This is a genomic window from Sphingomonas sp. FG14, from assembly GCF_057809675.1.
Genome location: NZ_JBMDKK010000003.1, coordinates 99,693 through 115,550, shown reverse-complemented (window position 1 = coordinate 115,550; position 15,858 = coordinate 99,693). Strand labels below are relative to the sequence as shown.

14 protein-coding genes are annotated in these 15,858 nt (G+C 64.1%); 9 read left to right on the top strand and 5 right to left on the bottom strand.

Features of this window, described 5'->3' with window-relative positions:
- Positions 1–263 precede the first annotated feature (263 nt).
- From ACODTA_RS12860 to ACODTA_RS12845, 4 genes are all read right to left on the bottom strand, one after another.
- Positions 264–566 (bottom strand): hypothetical protein, encoded by a 303-nt coding sequence (locus tag ACODTA_RS12860; protein WP_343228659.1) that lies wholly within the window; start codon positions 564–566, stop codon positions 264–266.
- A 44-nt stretch (positions 567–610) separates the two neighbouring features.
- Positions 611–1,603 carry a cysteine synthase A gene (locus ACODTA_RS12855; protein WP_489066306.1) on the bottom strand — a complete coding sequence of 331 codons (993 nt, stop codon included), beginning with the start codon at positions 1,601–1,603 and terminating at the stop codon, positions 611–613.
- A 322-nt stretch (positions 1,604–1,925) separates the two neighbouring features.
- Positions 1,926–2,252: an Mpo1-like protein gene (locus tag ACODTA_RS12850; RefSeq protein WP_489066305.1), complete on the bottom strand. Its 327-nt coding sequence runs from the start codon at positions 2,250–2,252 to the stop codon at positions 1,926–1,928.
- Positions 2,253–2,289: 37 nt separating this feature from the next.
- Positions 2,290–4,032, bottom strand: a complete 1,743-nt coding sequence (locus tag ACODTA_RS12845) for a GGDEF domain-containing protein (RefSeq protein ID WP_489066304.1) — start codon at positions 4,030–4,032, stop codon at positions 2,290–2,292.
- Between the two features lie 173 nt (positions 4,033–4,205).
- On the opposite strand from ACODTA_RS12845, the gene ACODTA_RS12840 reads away from it, so the two are divergent.
- Both ACODTA_RS12840 and ACODTA_RS12835 read left to right on the top strand, forming a co-directional pair.
- On the top strand, positions 4,206–5,510 hold the full coding sequence (locus tag ACODTA_RS12840) for a Y-family DNA polymerase (protein ID WP_489066303.1): 1,305 nt from the start codon (positions 4,206–4,208) through the stop codon (positions 5,508–5,510).
- Between the two features lie 109 nt (positions 5,511–5,619).
- Positions 5,620–6,000 (top strand): hypothetical protein, encoded by a 381-nt coding sequence (locus ACODTA_RS12835; protein WP_489066760.1) that lies wholly within the window; start codon positions 5,620–5,622, stop codon positions 5,998–6,000.
- Between the two features lie 72 nt (positions 6,001–6,072).
- Here the strand turns inward: ACODTA_RS12835 and ACODTA_RS12830 are convergent, their stop codons facing one another.
- On the bottom strand, positions 6,073–8,259 hold the full coding sequence (locus tag ACODTA_RS12830; protein ID WP_489066302.1) for a putative bifunctional diguanylate cyclase/phosphodiesterase: 2,187 nt from the start codon (positions 8,257–8,259) through the stop codon (positions 6,073–6,075).
- A 193-nt stretch (positions 8,260–8,452) separates the two neighbouring features.
- Between ACODTA_RS12830 and ACODTA_RS12825 the strand changes: the two genes are divergently transcribed.
- The 7 genes from ACODTA_RS12825 to ACODTA_RS12795 all read left to right on the top strand — a co-directional run bounded on the left by ACODTA_RS12825 (position 8,453) and on the right by ACODTA_RS12795 (position 15,789).
- On the top strand, positions 8,453–9,070 hold the full coding sequence (locus tag ACODTA_RS12825) for a helix-turn-helix transcriptional regulator (protein ID WP_489066301.1): 618 nt from the start codon (positions 8,453–8,455) through the stop codon (positions 9,068–9,070).
- An 86-nt stretch (positions 9,071–9,156) separates the two neighbouring features.
- Positions 9,157–9,903 (top strand): acyl-homoserine-lactone synthase, encoded by a 747-nt coding sequence (locus tag ACODTA_RS12820; protein WP_489066299.1) that lies wholly within the window; start codon positions 9,157–9,159, stop codon positions 9,901–9,903.
- 97 nt (positions 9,904–10,000) lie between these two features.
- Positions 10,001–12,175: a phosphoribosylformylglycinamidine synthase subunit PurL gene (purL, locus tag ACODTA_RS12815; protein WP_489066298.1), complete on the top strand. Its 2,175-nt coding sequence runs from the start codon at positions 10,001–10,003 to the stop codon at positions 12,173–12,175.
- Positions 12,176–12,769: a peptidylprolyl isomerase gene (locus ACODTA_RS12810; RefSeq protein WP_489066297.1), complete on the top strand. Its 594-nt coding sequence runs from the start codon at positions 12,176–12,178 to the stop codon at positions 12,767–12,769.
- Between the two features lie 129 nt (positions 12,770–12,898).
- Positions 12,899–14,872 carry a serine hydrolase domain-containing protein gene (locus ACODTA_RS12805; RefSeq protein WP_489066296.1) on the top strand — a complete coding sequence of 658 codons (1,974 nt, stop codon included), beginning with the start codon at positions 12,899–12,901 and terminating at the stop codon, positions 14,870–14,872.
- Between the two features lie 66 nt (positions 14,873–14,938).
- Positions 14,939–15,388, top strand: coding sequence for a hypothetical protein (locus tag ACODTA_RS12800; protein WP_489066295.1), 450 nt, complete (start codon positions 14,939–14,941; stop codon positions 15,386–15,388).
- Positions 15,385–15,789, top strand: coding sequence for a hypothetical protein (locus ACODTA_RS12795; protein WP_489066294.1), 405 nt, complete (start codon positions 15,385–15,387; stop codon positions 15,787–15,789). Before ACODTA_RS12800 ends, ACODTA_RS12795 begins: the two co-directional genes overlap by 4 nt.
- Positions 15,790–15,858: the final 69 nt, after the last annotated feature.

Here is a 15,858-nt window from a genome sequence, read left to right as displayed (position 1 = left end):
TCAGGGGCCACGCGGGGAATAAAGGGGTTTTCTGGGGATTTCCGGGGACAGATAGAACTTATTGATTTTACTCGGTATTTTGTGGATCCAAAATCAATGTTCAAATCCGATATTCAAGTTGTTCTTACTATGTTCGCAATTTCCTTCCGGGACTCGACCGAATCCGCAAATGAAACGCCCTAAATTCAAGACGAACGGCATGGCGATAACTATGGAGTCGGAATGCGTCCCGTGAAATCCCCGGCCCGGACCAGGACCAAAGATCAGGGCCCCTTGCGCTTCGACGGATCGACCGGTGCGGCATTGTTGCCGGTGCTGGGCGCGACGCCGAGTTCGGCCAGCGGTTCCTTGGGCAGTTCCTCGGCCGCGAGATTGTTGCCGACAAGTTCGGGCAACCCGTTGGGCACTTCGACATCGGCCTGATCCTGCACCGGCGTCTCGTCGCTGGCCGAGCGCGTCAGCGCGCCGGCGCCCATCACAACCAGAAAAACGGCCGCCAGGCCGGTCACGCCGATGCGCACCCGCTGGAGCCGTTCATGTCGATCGGTGTCATGCGAACCCGTCACATGATCCAGGATAGCGAAGCGGAATCGCTTTGTCGAATGCCGGCTCAGTTCGACCGCAGCGAGGCGGGAACGACCAGCCCCTTCGATTCGAGCCACTCGGCATTGTAAAGCGTCGAAAGATAACGGAATCCTGTGTCGCACAGGATGGTCACGATCGTCTTGCCGGGCCCCATCTGGTGGGCGAGCTCGATCGCACCGGCAACGTTGATGCCCGAGGAAAGACCCAGGCAAAGCCCCTCTTCCTCAAGCAGGCGATGCACCTGCGCCAGTCCATCGGCGTCGGATATCCGGAATTGCGTATCGACGGGGGCACCCTCCAGATTAGCGGTGATCCGCCCCTGCCCGATGCCTTCCGCGACGGAGCTACCCTCCGCCTTCAATTCACCGCACGCATAATAGCTGTAGAGCGCGGCGCCGTCCGGATCGCTCAACGCGATCACGATATCGTCGCGCTTCGCCTTCAACCCCAGCCCGACCCCCGCAAAGGTACCGCCGGTGCCGACCGCGCAGGTGAAGCCGTCCACCTTGCCGCCGGTCTGCGCCCAGATCTCTTCCGCCGTGCCCATGATATGGGCCTTGCGATTGGCGATATTGTCGAACTGGTTGGCCCACAGCGCATTCTCGGTCTCTTCCGCGATCCGGCGCGAGGTGTGCACGAAGTGGCCGGGATTCGAATAGGGCGCGGCGGGAACCAGCACCAGTTCGGCGCCCAACGCGCGCAACGTATCCATCTTCTCGCGGCTCTGCGTCTCGGGCATGACGATGATCGTCTTGTACCCCTTGGCATTGGCGACCAGCGCCAGGCCGATACCGGTATTGCCCGCCGTACCCTCGACGATCGTGCCGCCGGGACCAATCAGTCCCTTCTCCTCGGCATCGTTGACGATGAACAGCGCCGCGCGATCCTTCACCGACGCACCCGGATTGGCGAATTCGCATTTGGCGAGGATCTCGCAGCCCGTATCCGCGCTCGGCCCGGCCAGCCGGACGAGCGGAGTGTTGCCGATGAGTGAAAGCGTGTCGGGAGTAACAGTCATGCGGATAGACGGGGCCTGATATCTGGGGTGGGAGAAAGCCGGACGCATGATCTAGGGCGAAACCGTGCCGCCGCCAAGCAAGGCTTTGCAGTCGCCGATTCAGCCCGGCTTTCGAGGCGCTCTAGTAAATGCGCCGATGGCGCATTGCCGTACCGCCCTCCACAGGCATTCCATCGATGCTTTGCATCGCCGGAACCTTGGCCTGTTCCGCCCGCTCCCCCACCCGGCCTCCCAACGGAAGTATCTTATGGGAGGCCGGGTGGGGGAGCGGGCTGGTGCGGCTCTGGAAATGTGCCCTTCCGCACATTTCTTCAACAGACTTTCAACGGATGCCGGCGCGCTCCAGATGCGGGCCGAGCCGACCGACAAGCGCCAGGAAGAACATGCGATAGTCACTGAACAGCGACCAGAAAGGATAGGTGAACGTCGCCGGCCGGTTATGCTCGACCGCGAAATGCGCGGCCCAGGCGAAGCCATAGCCCGCCACCGGCACCGCGAGCCACCACCAACCACCCAGCGAAAAGGCCAGCCCCGCGAAGACGAAGGTCAGCGCGGTTCCTACATAATGGATCGAGCGCGTCGCGGGGCGCGCGTGCTCGCGCAGATAATAGGGCCAGAAATCGGCATAGCGCGTGATCGGGCGGTCCATCGGGGAATGCTATTCCCATATTGTCGACACCGCAAACTCAGGCGGCGATCATCAATCGGTCCCGCCCCGCATTCTTGGCGGCATAAAGCGCGGTGTCCGCCGCCTTGAGGATACGGTCGGGATTGGCATGGCCGTCGAAGCTGGCGACACCGGCGCTCACCGTCACGCGAATGCTCGCATTGCCCCAGAACAGTGAGGTCTCCCCCACGGCGATGCGAAGTCGGTCGCAGATATAATGGGCCTGCTCGATCGTCACGCCGGGCAGGATGATCGCGAACTCCTCGCCACCCAGTCGCCCGATCAGATCAGAATCGCGCACGGTGCGCTTGGCGATCGAGGCGAAGCTTTCCAGCACCTGGTCACCGGCGTCATGCCCATAGGTATCGTTGACGCGCTTGAAATGATCGACGTCGAAGATCGCGAGGCAACCCTTGAGCCGGGATCCGCGCGCCTCCACGAGGCGCCGGTCAAGTTCCGCATTGAAACCGCGCCGGTTATAAAGACCGGTCAGCGGATCGATGGTCGCCGCGCGCGTCAGCTCGGCCTCGACCAGCTTGCGGTGGGAAATGTCTCGGATGGCGCTGACGACGCCGACGATCCGGCCGGCCTCGTCCAAAACGCTGCGCGTGGTCGTCTCGAACCAGCGGACGGTGCCATCGGCGGTCACGCCGCGATACTCGACCATGAAGGTCTGGGCAGGCGCGCCCAGCGCCGCGACATGGACCGCGCGAACGCGCTCGCGATCCTCGGACGCCACCAGTTCGATCACCGGCTTGCCCATCAACGCCTCGACCGAATAACCGCCGATCTGGACGATGGACGGGGAGACGTAGCGGATGGTCCCGTTGGGATCGAGATTCATCACGATGTCGGTCGAATTGTCGGTCATCAGGCGATAGCGCGCCTCACTGTCGCGCAGCCTGTCGCCCAGCCGTTTGCGGCGCTTGAGCTCGGCCGCGATCGGCAGCGCCGAGAGCACTGTCGCCGCCAGATAGAACTGGAAGAACTGGACGTGCGCGAGTGTGCCGCCGTCGATCAAATAGATCGGCCCCATGCCACGCGCGGTGAGCGCACCGCCGATGATCGCGATCAGCACCACCGAAACCGCCGCGCCCAGCCGACCGAGCCAGAAGGTCGCCAGGATCACCGGCAGGATCGGCACGAACAGGATCGGAAAGCGATCCTGCACGAACACCGTGAGCGTCGTCAGGCCAACCAGCGTGAGCACCGCGATCCCCTCGCTCAACTGTCGCCGCCCCGCCCCGCCGATCCAACGCTTGATGTCGCCGTTCAGGATGAAGGCGAAGACGGGGAAGAAGGCGAGTGCGCCGAGCGCATGGCCCAGGAACCAGTTGACGATGTTCGACCAGAGCGGCGTCGAAGAGGCGAGCGAGGCGGTCAAGCCGCCCGCCAGTGCACCAACGGCGGGCCCGGCCAGACCGGCGGCAAGCACGAAGGCAGAGAATTGCGACAGCGAACCCAGCGCATCCTTGCGCAGTCGCCAGCGCGCGAGCAGCGCGGCCGAGATCGCGACTTCGGTGAGGTTCGACAATGCCAGTGGCAGGGACGGACCAAAGCCCAGGCCGAAAAAGGTTGTCGCCGCCATGCCCGCCGCACCGCACACGAGCATCGGCGCGAGCCAGTCGCTGAACAGGCGGGAGGATAGCGCCGCCAGCAGCAGGGCGTTGGCGATCCAGAGGCAGGCCACCCCGCCTTCGAAACGGGTCAAGGCGACCGCGGCGCTCGCCGCCGCGAAATAGGCCAGGCCCAGCAAAACCACCCGACGACGGCGAGCGGCAGTCCCAAGAGAACGCGGCGCAAACATCATCACGGTCCTAACCGATCGCGGTTAACAAAGATTAACAACCATGGCCGGATCGGGTCGTTCCCCTACGGTAATTCGTGAACGCCCAAAATGTTCACTGTATGTTCCAAATGTGCTACTCCCCCTGGATGCAGACCGACTCGCCCCTGGCCTTTCCGCCGCGCCCGCTGCGTTGGCTCTATGTCGATCTGAACAGCTATTTCGCGGCGGTCGAACAGCAGCTCCAGCCCGCGCTTCGCGGCAAGCCTGTCATCGTGGCGCCGGTTGGCAGCGACACGACGGTCGCGATCGCCGCCTCGGTCGAGGCCAAGCGCTACGGCATTTCCACCGGAACGCCGGTGTGGGAGGCGAAGCAATTGTGCCGCGACATCGTCGTCACCCCGGCCCGGCACATGGAATATGTCCGCTTCCACGATGCGATCGTGGCCGAGGTGGAACGCCATGTACCGGTCCATGCGGTCTGTTCGATCGACGAGGTGGCGTGCCGCCTGCTCGACAACGAGAATGACGAGCTGGATGCGCGCGCGCTTGCCGGCCGGGTCAAGGCAGGGATCCGCGCCAATGTCGGCGATTGCCTGACGGCGTCGGTGGGCATCGCGCCCAACCGGCTGCTCGCCAAGCTGGCGTCTGACATGGTGAAGCCCGACGGGCTCGTCATATTGCGTGCGGAGGATCTTCCCGGCCGGTTGTTCGGCCTGCCACTACGCGCGATCGCCGGGATCGGCGCCAAGATGGAAAGGCGCCTGGCCCAGGACGGCATCAACGATATCGCGCAGCTCTGCGCGCGACGACCGCGCGATGCCGGCAATGCCTGGGGCGGCACCAATGGGGACCGGCTCTGGTATCTGCTGCACGGCGTCGACCTGCCCGACAAGCCGACCCAGCATCGCACGATCGGGCACAGTCATGTCCTGTCACCCGCGAAACGCGGACCGGAGGCGACGCGGCTTACCGCGCGCCGGCTCGCGCTCAAATGCGCCAGCCGTTTGCGGCGCAAGGGCTGCCGGGCGCGGCTACTGGTGCTCCACGCCAAGTTCGAGGACGACAAGAGCAACTGGCGCGCGAGCCACAAGCTGCCCGCCACCGAGGACAGTTTCGCCATCCTCGCCGCGATCGACAGCCTGTGGCCCAGATTGCGCGAGGCCGGATCGGCGCGCCGCGGCGGTTTCCGCATGCGCATGGTGGGCGTCACCATCGCCGGGATCGAGCCCGCCGAAGGCGAGCAGCCATCGCTTTTCGCGCACCTGGATCCGGACGATCCGCTGGCGCGCGAGGTCCGCAACCTGTCGCTGAGCCGCGCGATGGACCGGATCAACGAGCGATTCGGCCGCAACGCCGTCAGCGTGGGGCCATTGCATGGCGGCCGGATCGATCATGTCGGCGCGCGCATCGCGTTCGGACGTATCCCCAGCATGGCCGAATTCCACGAATAGATACGTTACACCGCAACTTTATTGCGCCGCACAAGGAAAATCGCCGGCTGTCACGGAAGTGAACTTGACGAACGGCGCCGCAGCCGCAAAGCGTCAGCCCGCTATGAAGATTCGATTCACCCTTCCCTTCGCCGCGGCTTCCGCACTCCTCGCCCTTTCGGCGTGCAACACCGAACCCGAGACCATCGTCGGCGGCGGCACGCCCGACGACATGGCCGCGGAACTCGCCAACGCGGCGCCGGTCGAGCTGCCGCCGTCGGTGAAGGAGAGCAAGACCTATCGCTGCAAGGACAGCAGCCTGGTCTATATCGACTGGCTGTCGGGCGATAAGTCGGCCAACATCCGCACCGACAAGGCCGGCATGCCCACACTCGTTAAGGCTGAGGAAGCCGGCAAGCCGATGGTCGCCGAAGGCTATTCGCTCGAGGGTGGCAAGTCGTCGATCACGATCACCCTTCCCGGCAAGGGCAGCCAGAGCTGCAAGTCCTGATCTTCAGATCCTGTTGAACCGGAAGGGGCCGGCGGAGCGATCCGACCGGCCCTTTTCTTTTGCGGGATACGCTCAGCGCAGCCCGATAACGCGCTTGCCACGACCGGCGGAGGCCCAGAGCGATTCCGCCAGCCCAGGTTCGATCGACTGGAACGGCGCGACCAGTGCGCACGCCTCCTCGATCGGCACCGGATGCGCGAACAGATAGCCCTGGCCATATTTCAGACCGAGATCGCGCAGGATACCAAGCTGGACCTCGGTCTCGATGCCTTCGGCGATGATGTTGATATCCAGGCTCGCGCCCAGATTGATGATCGCGGTGACGATCGCGAGATCGTCCTTGCTCTCCGCCAAAGTACGGATGAACGACTGGTCGATCTTGAGCGTATCGACCGGCAACTGACGGAGATGGACCAGCGAGGCATAGCCGGTGCCGAAATCGTCGAGCGCGATCTTGAAGCCCAGCCGGTCGAGCGTACGGATCGTTTCCGAGACAGTATCGACCTGCCGACCGAGGAACACGCCCTCCGTCACTTCGATCATGACTTCGCTGAACGAGATGCCGGCATCCGAGATGCGATTGGTCAGCCGGTCGACAAAGGTGGTGCTGCGGAATTCGGCGGTCGAGAAATTGACGCTGACCGTGCCCAGGTCGGTGCCCTGCTGCTTGGCGCGCACCATGTCCTTCAGCACGGCGCGCAGCATCGCGTCGCCGATCGCCTCGGCGACGCCGGCATCCTCGAACGCGGCGGCGATGCTTGATGGTGCGCAGATCCGGCCCTGGCGATCCTTGCGGCGCAACAGCGCCTCGAACCCGATCGGGCGGTTGCCGTCGAGCGAGACCTGCATCTGATAATAGGGAATGATCGAATCGGTCTCGACCGCCTTGCGGCCCAGATTGATCATCGCGACGCGGCGCTGCGTCTCCTGCTTCATGTCGAGCGAGAAGATCGTCATCTGGCCGCGCCCCCGCGCCTTGGCCTGATAGAGCGCGATATCGGCGTTCTTGAACAGCTCCGTCGGGCTCTGGCCGTGGAAGGGGAAGATCGACGCGCCAATCGAGACGCGGCATTCCACGCTCTGCCCGTTCACCGTCACGGGATCGCGCAAAGCCTCGAAGATCGTCGCGCTGACGTCGTGCAACTCGCTCAGCGGGCCGTCGAACGGCAGGATGATCGCGAACTCATCGCCACCGATGCGCGACAGCAGCGCCTTTTCGGGAAGCACGCGGCCGATCAGGTCGCCGAACGCCATCAGCAGCGAATCGCCGGCATCATGGCCGAGCACATCATTGACGTCCTTGAAGTTGTCGACATCCGCCAGCAGGATCGCAACCTTCAGGCCCAGCTTGTTCTCCTCGCGGATGATCCGTTCGAGCTGGCGGTTGAAGACCATGCGATTGGGCAGACGCGTCAGCGCGTCATGCTCGGCAGTCCAGCGGATCTGCTGTTCGATCAGGACATGGTCGTCGATGTCCTCGCTGTAACCGAACCAGCGGATGACCTTGCCGTTGTCGTCGCGCAGGGGATAGGCGGTCGCGCGCATCCAGCGATAGGCGCCGGCCGCGGTCCGCACGCGGCAACGCACGTCGAGGACGGTGCCGGTCATCACCGAATGAATGGTCCGGTCGCGCGTCACTTCCAGATCGTCGGGATGGACGACGAGCTCCCAGCCGCCGCCGACCAGTTCTTCCTGCGTGCGGCCGGTGAATTTCTCGTAACGCTCGGTGAAGGCGATGATGTTGCCGTTGGCATCCGCCAGCCAGGGAAGCTGGGGATTGAGCTCGACCGTGTGGCGCAGGTGATCGCGCTCGATCTCCAGGCTCTCTATATATTCGGTCTGGGCGGTATTCTCGCGCATGACGACGAAATAGCCGTCGCCCTTCTCGTCCGCCGACAGGCTCATCTTGATGAAGCGCCGTGCGGCGGCGCCCGCCTTTACCGGCACCACCATTTCGGCGCCCTGCTCGCCTTCGCCGGCAAGCTGCTCGTCGAAGAAGCGGACAAGCGCGCGACGCTTGCGGCGGTCCACCGTGCGCAACGCCTGTTCGATGGAAACCACGGTGTTGCGCGCGCCGAGCAGCGTGCGCGCGGCATCGCCGAGCACGAGCTGGCGCTCGGCACGCAGCAGATACGCCATCGCGACGCCCGCATCGGCGAGCGCGGCGCGAATCGGCGCCGGTACATCCTCGATCCTCTCAAGCACGCTTTGCACGCGGCCGGGATCGAGCGTCGCTATGGTGGAACGCGCGTTCGTCATGTCCCCATCAAGGCTGGCAGCCGGATCATCATCTACCCCCATAAGGCGAGGGACCTGCAAATCGGTTAACGCATCTGTAAATTCGCGCTTTGGTCTTTTTTAACGTAACGCGGCGATAACCATCGCATCGAAAGAGGATGCTATGGCGCGAGCGACCCGCTCCCTTACCAAACAGGATGAACATACCGTTCCCATGACGATGGGCGCGCTCCATGCGCGTGCCCAGACCATGGAAACGCTTGAGGGGCTGACCGAAATCTTCAGCGAATCGATCGCGACGGACGGATTTCAGTCGCATTTGTGCTTCGGAATCGGCGACACCGGCCAAATCGAACCGCTGTTCGGTGATGCCCGTTCATTATCGGTGCGCGCGCCCTTCGACGCGAATAGCTGGAATCGGCCAGGCCATCTGCTGCTGAAACTGCACGGCTGGTACGAGGGCGACCTGTTCATCAGCCTTGACGGGCGGCGCGTGCCGATCGGTCCGGCGCTGCGCGCATCGCTGCAGGGACGATCGGAAGTCTATGCCACCTATGGCCTGTCGCTGCTCGAGCGCGAACGCGATGTGATAACTGCATCCGGATTGGGTCTGGTTCAGCGCCAGTGCCTCGCCCGGCTGCTGACCGGCGAACGCGATCCGCAGATCGCCGAAGCACTGGGCCTTACTCCGCTCGCCATACGCGGACATATTGAAAGCGCTATGAAATTTCTGTCCGCGCGTAGCCGCGCCGAGGCGGTTTCGATCGCCGCGCGACGGGGCTGGCTGGCGGGGCTCGATCGCGAGCCGGAGATTCTTTTCGCACCAAATTAGATGTAATATGGTTAACTGATTGATAACCACCTGCATTCCGATCTAGACTCCTGCGAAACAAATCGGGGGTCTTTCGCACCGTGGTCATGCATCTGATCAATGCAGGCAATAAGCATCTCTACGGGCCGGAGCTCGAAGACCTGTATCGCGCGCGCAAGCAGATCTTCGTCGACGGATTCGGCTGGGATCTGAAGCTCACCAACGGCATGGATATCGACCAGTTCGACGACGAGCGCGCCGAATATGTCGTCGGCTATGATTCGGCGCTCAATTCGGTGATGTCGCTGCGCCTGCGCCCGACCGACGACATCTCGTTGCTCGGCGATCTGTTCGGCCACAGCCTGCCGGCCGACATGCGGCCGCTGACCGACGGCAAGACCTGGGAAGCGACGCGCGGCTTCTGCCTGGAATATGGCCGCAAGCCATGGAACATGCAGCGCAAGGGCGCCTGCATGTCTGCGCCGTTCGAGATCATGCACGCGCGCGGGCTCGACCGGCTCGTCGCCTTCACTGATACGCGCATGTTCACCTTCGTCGTCAATATGGGCTGGCAATTCCGCATCCTGGGCGATGCCGTGCCCTATGGCGAAGGATCGGGCTTCGCACTGGAAGTCGACGTCAACGACGCGCTGATCAAGTCGATGCGCGACATGTGGGGGCTGCCCGGCCCCGGCTATGTCTATGTCGAATCGCTCGAATCCGGCGAGACGGTGCACGGCGCCGCGATGCGGCTGGCGCGCGCGCAGGGAATCGATTTCCTGGCGGCACGCGACGACCTGAGCCGCTTGCGCCGCGATCGCTCCAAGCCCGCGGCGGAAGCGGCGGCCGCCTGAGCCGTACCGGGTGGCCAACGTCCGATTCGCGTCTTGACCAATGCCGGGGACGATCAAGGTCTAGTCGAACCGCGCCGCCCCCGCTAAGGCGCGGCGCATGACCGAGATCACGCCCGAAATCGTCGCCGAACACGGCCTGTCCCCCGAGGAATATGATCGCGTGCTGCACGCGATGGGGCGCACGCCCAATCTGACCGAGCTCGGCATCTTCTCCGTGATGTGGTCCGAGCATTGCTCGTACAAATCGTCGCGTATCCATCTGAAGAAGCTGCCGACGACCGGCCCGCAGGTGATTTGCGGCCCCGGCGAGAATGCCGGCGTGGTCGATATCGGCGACGGCCAGGCCGCCATCTTCAAGATGGAGAGCCACAACCACCCTAGCTATATCGAACCCTATCAGGGCGCGGCCACGGGCGTTGGCGGCATATTGCGCGACGTGTTCACCATGGGCGCCCGCCCGGTCGCGAATATGAATGCACTGCGATTCGGCCGGCCCGACCATCCCAAGATGCGCCACCTGATCGCAGGTGTGGTCCATGGCATCGGCGGCTACGGCAATTGCGTGGGCGTGCCGACGGTGGGCGGCGAGGTGAATTTCCACCGCGCCTATGACGGCAACATCCTGGTCAACGCGATGACCGTAGGCGTCGCGCAGACCGACAAGATCTTCTATTCGGCGGCGTCGGGCGTCGGCAATCCGATCGTCTATGTCGGCTCCAAGACGGGCCGCGACGGCATCCATGGCGCGACCATGGCCAGCGCGGATTTCGGCGAGGATGCGGAAGAGAAGCGCCCCACCGTCCAGGTCGGCGATCCCTTCACCGAAAAGCTGCTGATCGAGGCGTGCCTGGAACTGATGGCATCCGACGCGATCGTCGCCATCCAGGACATGGGCGCCGCCGGTCTCACCTCCTCTTCGGTCGAGATGGCCAGCAAGGGCGGCGTCGGCATCCGGCTCGACATGGACAAGGTGCCACAGCGCGAAACCGGCATGACCGCCTATGAGATGATGCTCTCCGAAAGCCAGGAGCGCATGCTGATGGTCTTGAAGCCCGGCAAGGAGGCCTTCGCCGAAGCGATCTTCCACAAATGGGAGCTCGATTTCGCGGTGATCGGTGAGGTCACGGACACCGGCCGGATGGTGCTCGTCCATCACGGCGAGACGGTGTGCGACCTGCCGCTCGCACCGCTGGCGGACGACGCGCCGCTTTACGATCGCCCGGCGATGGCGCGCGACGATTACAAGGCCTGGTCTGGCGTGAAGCCACTGGGCGACGTGCCCGAAAGCACCGACATCGCGGCCGATCTCGTCACGCTGATGGGATCGCCCGACATCGCCAGCCGTCGCTGGATTTGGGAACAGTACGACCACATGGTCGGCGCCGATACCGTCCAGCGCCCCGGCGGCGACGCGGCGGTGGTGCGCGTGCACGGCACGCAGAAGGGCATCGCGATCAGCACCGATTGCACGCCCCGCTATTGCTATGCGGATCCCTATGAAGGCGGCAAGCAGGCGATCGCCGAATGCTATCGCAACCTCTCCGCGGTGGGCGCCACGCCGCTCGCCGTCACCAACTGCCTGAACTTCGCCAATCCGCAGCGTCCGGAGATCATGGCGCAGTTCACCGGCTGCCTCGACGGCATGGGCGATGCCTGCCGCGCGCTCGATTTCCCGATCGTGAGCGGCAACGTGTCGCTCTACAATGAATCAAAGGCGACCGGCGGCGGCTCCGCCATCCTGCCGACTCCGGCGATCGGCGGCATCGGCCTGCTTTCCGACTGGTCGAAATCGGCGACGATCGCGTTCAAGAACGAAGGCGACGCGATCTGGTTGATCGGCGGGGATGGCACGCATCTCGGCCAGTCGATCTGGCTGCGCGAAGTCCATGGCCGCGAGGACGGTGGCGCACCGGCGGTCGATCTCGAACAGGAAAAAGCGCGCGGCGCGGCTGTCCGCGACCTGATCGGATCGGGCGCGGCCAATGCGGTCCATGACATCAGCGATGGCGGCCTGCTCGTCACGCTCGCCGAAATGGCGCTGGCCGGCAATCTCGGCTGCGAGCTCAGCATCGCGCTCGATGCCGCCAAGGCCTTTGGCGAGGATCAGGGCCGCTATGTCGTGACCGGATCGGCCGACGCCACGTTCGAGAACGCCGTCCGCATCGGCACGGTTCGCGGCGTCACCGTGGCGGGCGTGTCGATCGCCGACCTCCGCAAGGCGCATGAAGGCTTCTTCCCTTCGCTGATGGGGGCGGATGCCGCGCTTGCCTAAATGACGGTCCTGTTTCGTGTCCTGACCGGGCTGTTGCTTGCCTTGTCCGCGCTTCCCGCGCAGGCGGCCGGGCCGGCCACGGCACGCGTCAGGATCGAAACCAGCCTGGGCGTGATCACCGTGGAGGTCGATCTGAAACGCGCGCCCATCACATCGTCCAATTTCCTCGCTTATGCTGAGGAAAAGCGCTTCGACGGCACCACCTTCTATCGCGCCGCGCGCAACAAGGGCGATCCGACGCGCGGGCTGATCCAGGGTGGCATCGACAGCAAGGTGCGCAAGGCCCGCTGGCCGATCGACCATGAGCCGACAAGCAAGACCGGGTTGCGGCATGTCGACGGCACATTGTCGATGGCGCGCAACGCGCCGGGCAGCGCGATGGGCGATTTCTTCATCACCATCGGCCCGTCCTCCTATCTGGACGCACGCGAAGGCAGCCCCGGCTATGCCGCGTTCGGTCGCGTCGTCGGCGGCATGCCGGTCGTCCACCGCATCCTCGCGTTGCCCACCTGGCCCGGCGGCCGATCGATCACCACCAAGGGCCAGCATATCAAGCAACCGATCCGCATCATCAGTGTGCGTCGCGTTCGTTAGTCATTTTGCACCGCCGGAAGCGGATCGAATCCGGCGACAATTATCTGATCAGGACCATATCATCCCCATCAGGTTGCACGTGGCCGTGAATTGAGTCATGATCCCTCGATATAATCGGGGGAGCCGGCCATGATCTCGTTTGCGCGCGTAAGGCATATTGTCCTGTCCGCCATGGCCATCGCGCTGATCGTGCCGGCCATGGCGCTGACCCAGCCCCCGGTTCCAGCGCCCACCCCACCGACCGCCATCTCGCCACAAACGCCGAGCCTCGAGCGCGCCGATGTCGATGCCTGGCTCGACGGCCTGATCCCGGCAGCGATGCGCAGGGGCAAGATCCCTGGAGGCGTGGTCGTGGTGGTCAAGGACGGCCAGATCCTCACCGAGCGCGGCTTCGGTTATGCCGATATCGCGAAGAAGCGGAAGGTCGATCCGAGAGCGACGGTCTTCCATCCCGGCTCGATTTCCAAGACCTTCACCTTCACGGCGGTGATGCAACTTGTTGAACAGGGCAAGATCGACCTCGACGCCGACGTTAACACCTATCTCGATTTCAGGATCCCGCCGCGTGACGGCAAGCCGGTGACGATGCGACAGATCATGACGCACACGCCGGGCTTCGAAGAATCGATCAAGAATCTCACCACGGGCAGCCGGCCGTCGCCGCCGCTCGGCACCTATCTCAAGACCTGGGTGCCGGAACGCATCTTCGCGCCCGGCACGGTCCCCGCCTACTCAAACTATGCATCGGCGCTTGCCGGCTATGTCGTCCAGCGCGTGTCCGGGCAGGACTATTACGATTATATGGACGCTCATGTCCTCGGCCCGCTCGGCATGACGCTGTCCAGCTTTCGCCAGCCGGCACCCGCGAAGCTGCAACCATTCCTCAGCCAAGGCTATCCGGCGGGTTCGGAAGAGCCCAGCTATTTCGAGCATTGGAGCGTCGCGCCTGCCGGCAGCCTGCTCGCGACCGGCCACGACATGGCCAGCTTCATGATCGCGCATCTCCAGCAGGGTAGCTTCGGCGGCGCGAAGATCCTGGCGCCCGCGACGGCCGTACAGATGCAAACCATCCAGCCGCGTATCTTCCCCGCGCTCAACGGCATGGCGCTGGGGTTCTACGAGCATAGCCGCAACGGCCATCGCATCCTCGCGCACAATGGCGGCACGCAGTTCTTCCATAGCGACATGCACCTGTTCCTCGACGACGGCGTCGGCATCTTCATCTCACTCAACAGCCCAGGCCTGGAGGGTGCGGCATCGGGCCTGCACGATGCGTTCTTCCGCGGTTTCACCGATCGCTACTTCCCCGCCCGCCCATCCGCGAAGCCGAGCGGCATTGATACCGCGACGGCGATGCGCCACGCCCAGCTCATGGCCGGGCCCTGGGATTCGAGCCGCCGTTCGGATTCCAGCTTCCTCCGCCTGGGCAGCCTGATGGGGCCGTTCACGATCGCGACGAATGCCGACGGCACGATCGGCTTCGACATGCCCGGCCAGGGCATGACGAAGTGGCGCGAAATCGCGCCCTTTGTCTGGCAGGATGTCGACGGAGCCGACAAGATCCAGGCGCTGGTGAAGGACGGGCGACCGATCATGCTCGGTTTCGACATAGCCGCGCCCCAGGCGTTCATCCCCGTACCGGCCTGGCGCTCTCCGTCATGGCTGATGCCGGCGCTGCTCGCATCGCTCGCCCTGTTGCTGATCAACGGCCTCGCCTGGCCGGTTCGCGCCATGATGCGGCGGCGCTATGGTGCGGCGCTGGCCTATGCGGGCCGCGCGGCGACCTTTTACCGGCTCACGCGCGCGCTGAGCTTGGCCGCGATCGCCATCATCCTGACCTTCCTTGCGACACTGACCTACATGGCGGCCGATATCGAGCGATTCAGCGAAGCGATGGATCCGTGGCTGCTGTGCGTGAAGCTGGCAGCGGTCGCGATCTTCGCCGGCGGATCGGCGGCGGCGCTCTACGATCTGGTCGCGCATTGGTCTGCGCGAAAGGGCTGGGCAAGCAGGCTCTGGTCGATCCTGATCGCACTGGCATTCATCGTGCTGCTCTGGATCGCCTTCGCATTCAACCTGACCAATTTCAGCAGCCATTACTGAAATCAGGCGCGCATTCTCACGCCGCGCGCAATGGACTAGAACCTACCCTACAAAGGGGAGGATCTTATGCTCAGACCCATTGCGCTGGCGACGCTGATCGCCGGAACGCTCGATATCATCTCGGCCTTCGTCTTCGCCGGCATGGCCGGCATGTCCCCCATGGCCGTGCTCGTCTTCGTCGCGAGCGGCCCATTCGGCGACGCGCCGACCGCCACGATGGGCTGGGCAGCCGCCGGGCTGCTCGTCCACTACGCGATCATGACCTGCATGGCGGCGGCCTATATGATCGCCGCCCCCCGCATTCCAGCGCTGCTGCGCCATCCGGTGGTCGCTGGCATCGCCTATGGCGTGTTTCTGTGGATCGTCATGTACTGGATCGTCCGCCCGATGCGCTGGCCGGAAATGCCGCTGCCCCACACCGCCTGGGGCATCGGCAATGCGCTGTTCTCGCACTGCATCCTGGTCGGGATCCCGATTGCGCTGGTCGCCAGACGGTATTTTGCGGGGCGGGCGTGACCGCCGGCTATTCGGGCACGCCTCTCGCCAAGAAATTGTCGCTGAAACACGGGCAACGCACCTGGTTCGACAGCATGCCGGACAGCGTGTTCGCCGAAATCGGCGATGTCGGGCTCGATCGCCTGACAGCCCCCGCCGCGCCGATCGACGCGGCGCATATCTTCGTGACGCGGCGGGTGGAGATGGAAGCGAAGCTTGCCATGCTGCGTCCATTGCTCTCGGCGACCGGCTTCATCTGGGTGAGCTGGCCAAAAAAGGCATCGAAGCAGCCCACAGACATCACCGAAGACGTGATCCGCGCGGTCATCCTTCCCGCATCGGACCTGGTGGACGTGAAGGTGTGTGCGGTCGATCAGATCTGGTCCGGGCTCAAGCTGATGATCCGTAAGGATCAGCGGTGAGGATTACAGCACTGAATTCGTTGTAATCCTTCGATGTCGCTCCAGCGAAAGCTGGAGCGACAGGCAGGA

What these genes read in the sequence shown, in the direction of transcription:
- ACODTA_RS12820 (WP_489066299.1), top strand. Translation starts at nt 9,157, where the DNA reads ATGCATCTGATCAATGCAGGCAATAAGCATCTCTACGGGCCGGAGCTC.
- ACODTA_RS12840 (WP_489066303.1), top strand. Translation starts at nt 4,206, where the DNA reads ATGCAGACCGACTCGCCCCTGGCCTTTCCGCCGCGCCCGCTGCGTTGG.
- ACODTA_RS12810 (WP_489066297.1), top strand. Translation starts at nt 12,176, where the DNA reads ATGACGGTCCTGTTTCGTGTCCTGACCGGGCTGTTGCTTGCCTTGTCC.
- purL (WP_489066298.1), top strand. Translation starts at nt 10,001, where the DNA reads ATGACCGAGATCACGCCCGAAATCGTCGCCGAACACGGCCTGTCCCCC.
- ACODTA_RS12855 (WP_489066306.1), bottom strand. Translation starts at nt 1,603, where the DNA reads ATGACTGTTACTCCCGACACGCTTTCACTCATCGGCAACACTCCGCTC.
- ACODTA_RS12830 (WP_489066302.1), bottom strand. Translation starts at nt 8,259, where the DNA reads ATGACGAACGCGCGTTCCACCATAGCGACGCTCGATCCCGGCCGCGTG.
- ACODTA_RS12800 (WP_489066295.1), top strand. Translation starts at nt 14,939, where the DNA reads ATGCTCAGACCCATTGCGCTGGCGACGCTGATCGCCGGAACGCTCGAT.
- ACODTA_RS12850 (WP_489066305.1), bottom strand. Translation starts at nt 2,252, where the DNA reads ATGGACCGCCCGATCACGCGCTATGCCGATTTCTGGCCCTATTATCTG.
- ACODTA_RS12825 (WP_489066301.1), top strand. Translation starts at nt 8,453, where the DNA reads ATGACGATGGGCGCGCTCCATGCGCGTGCCCAGACCATGGAAACGCTT.
- ACODTA_RS12805 (WP_489066296.1), top strand. Translation starts at nt 12,899, where the DNA reads ATGATCTCGTTTGCGCGCGTAAGGCATATTGTCCTGTCCGCCATGGCC.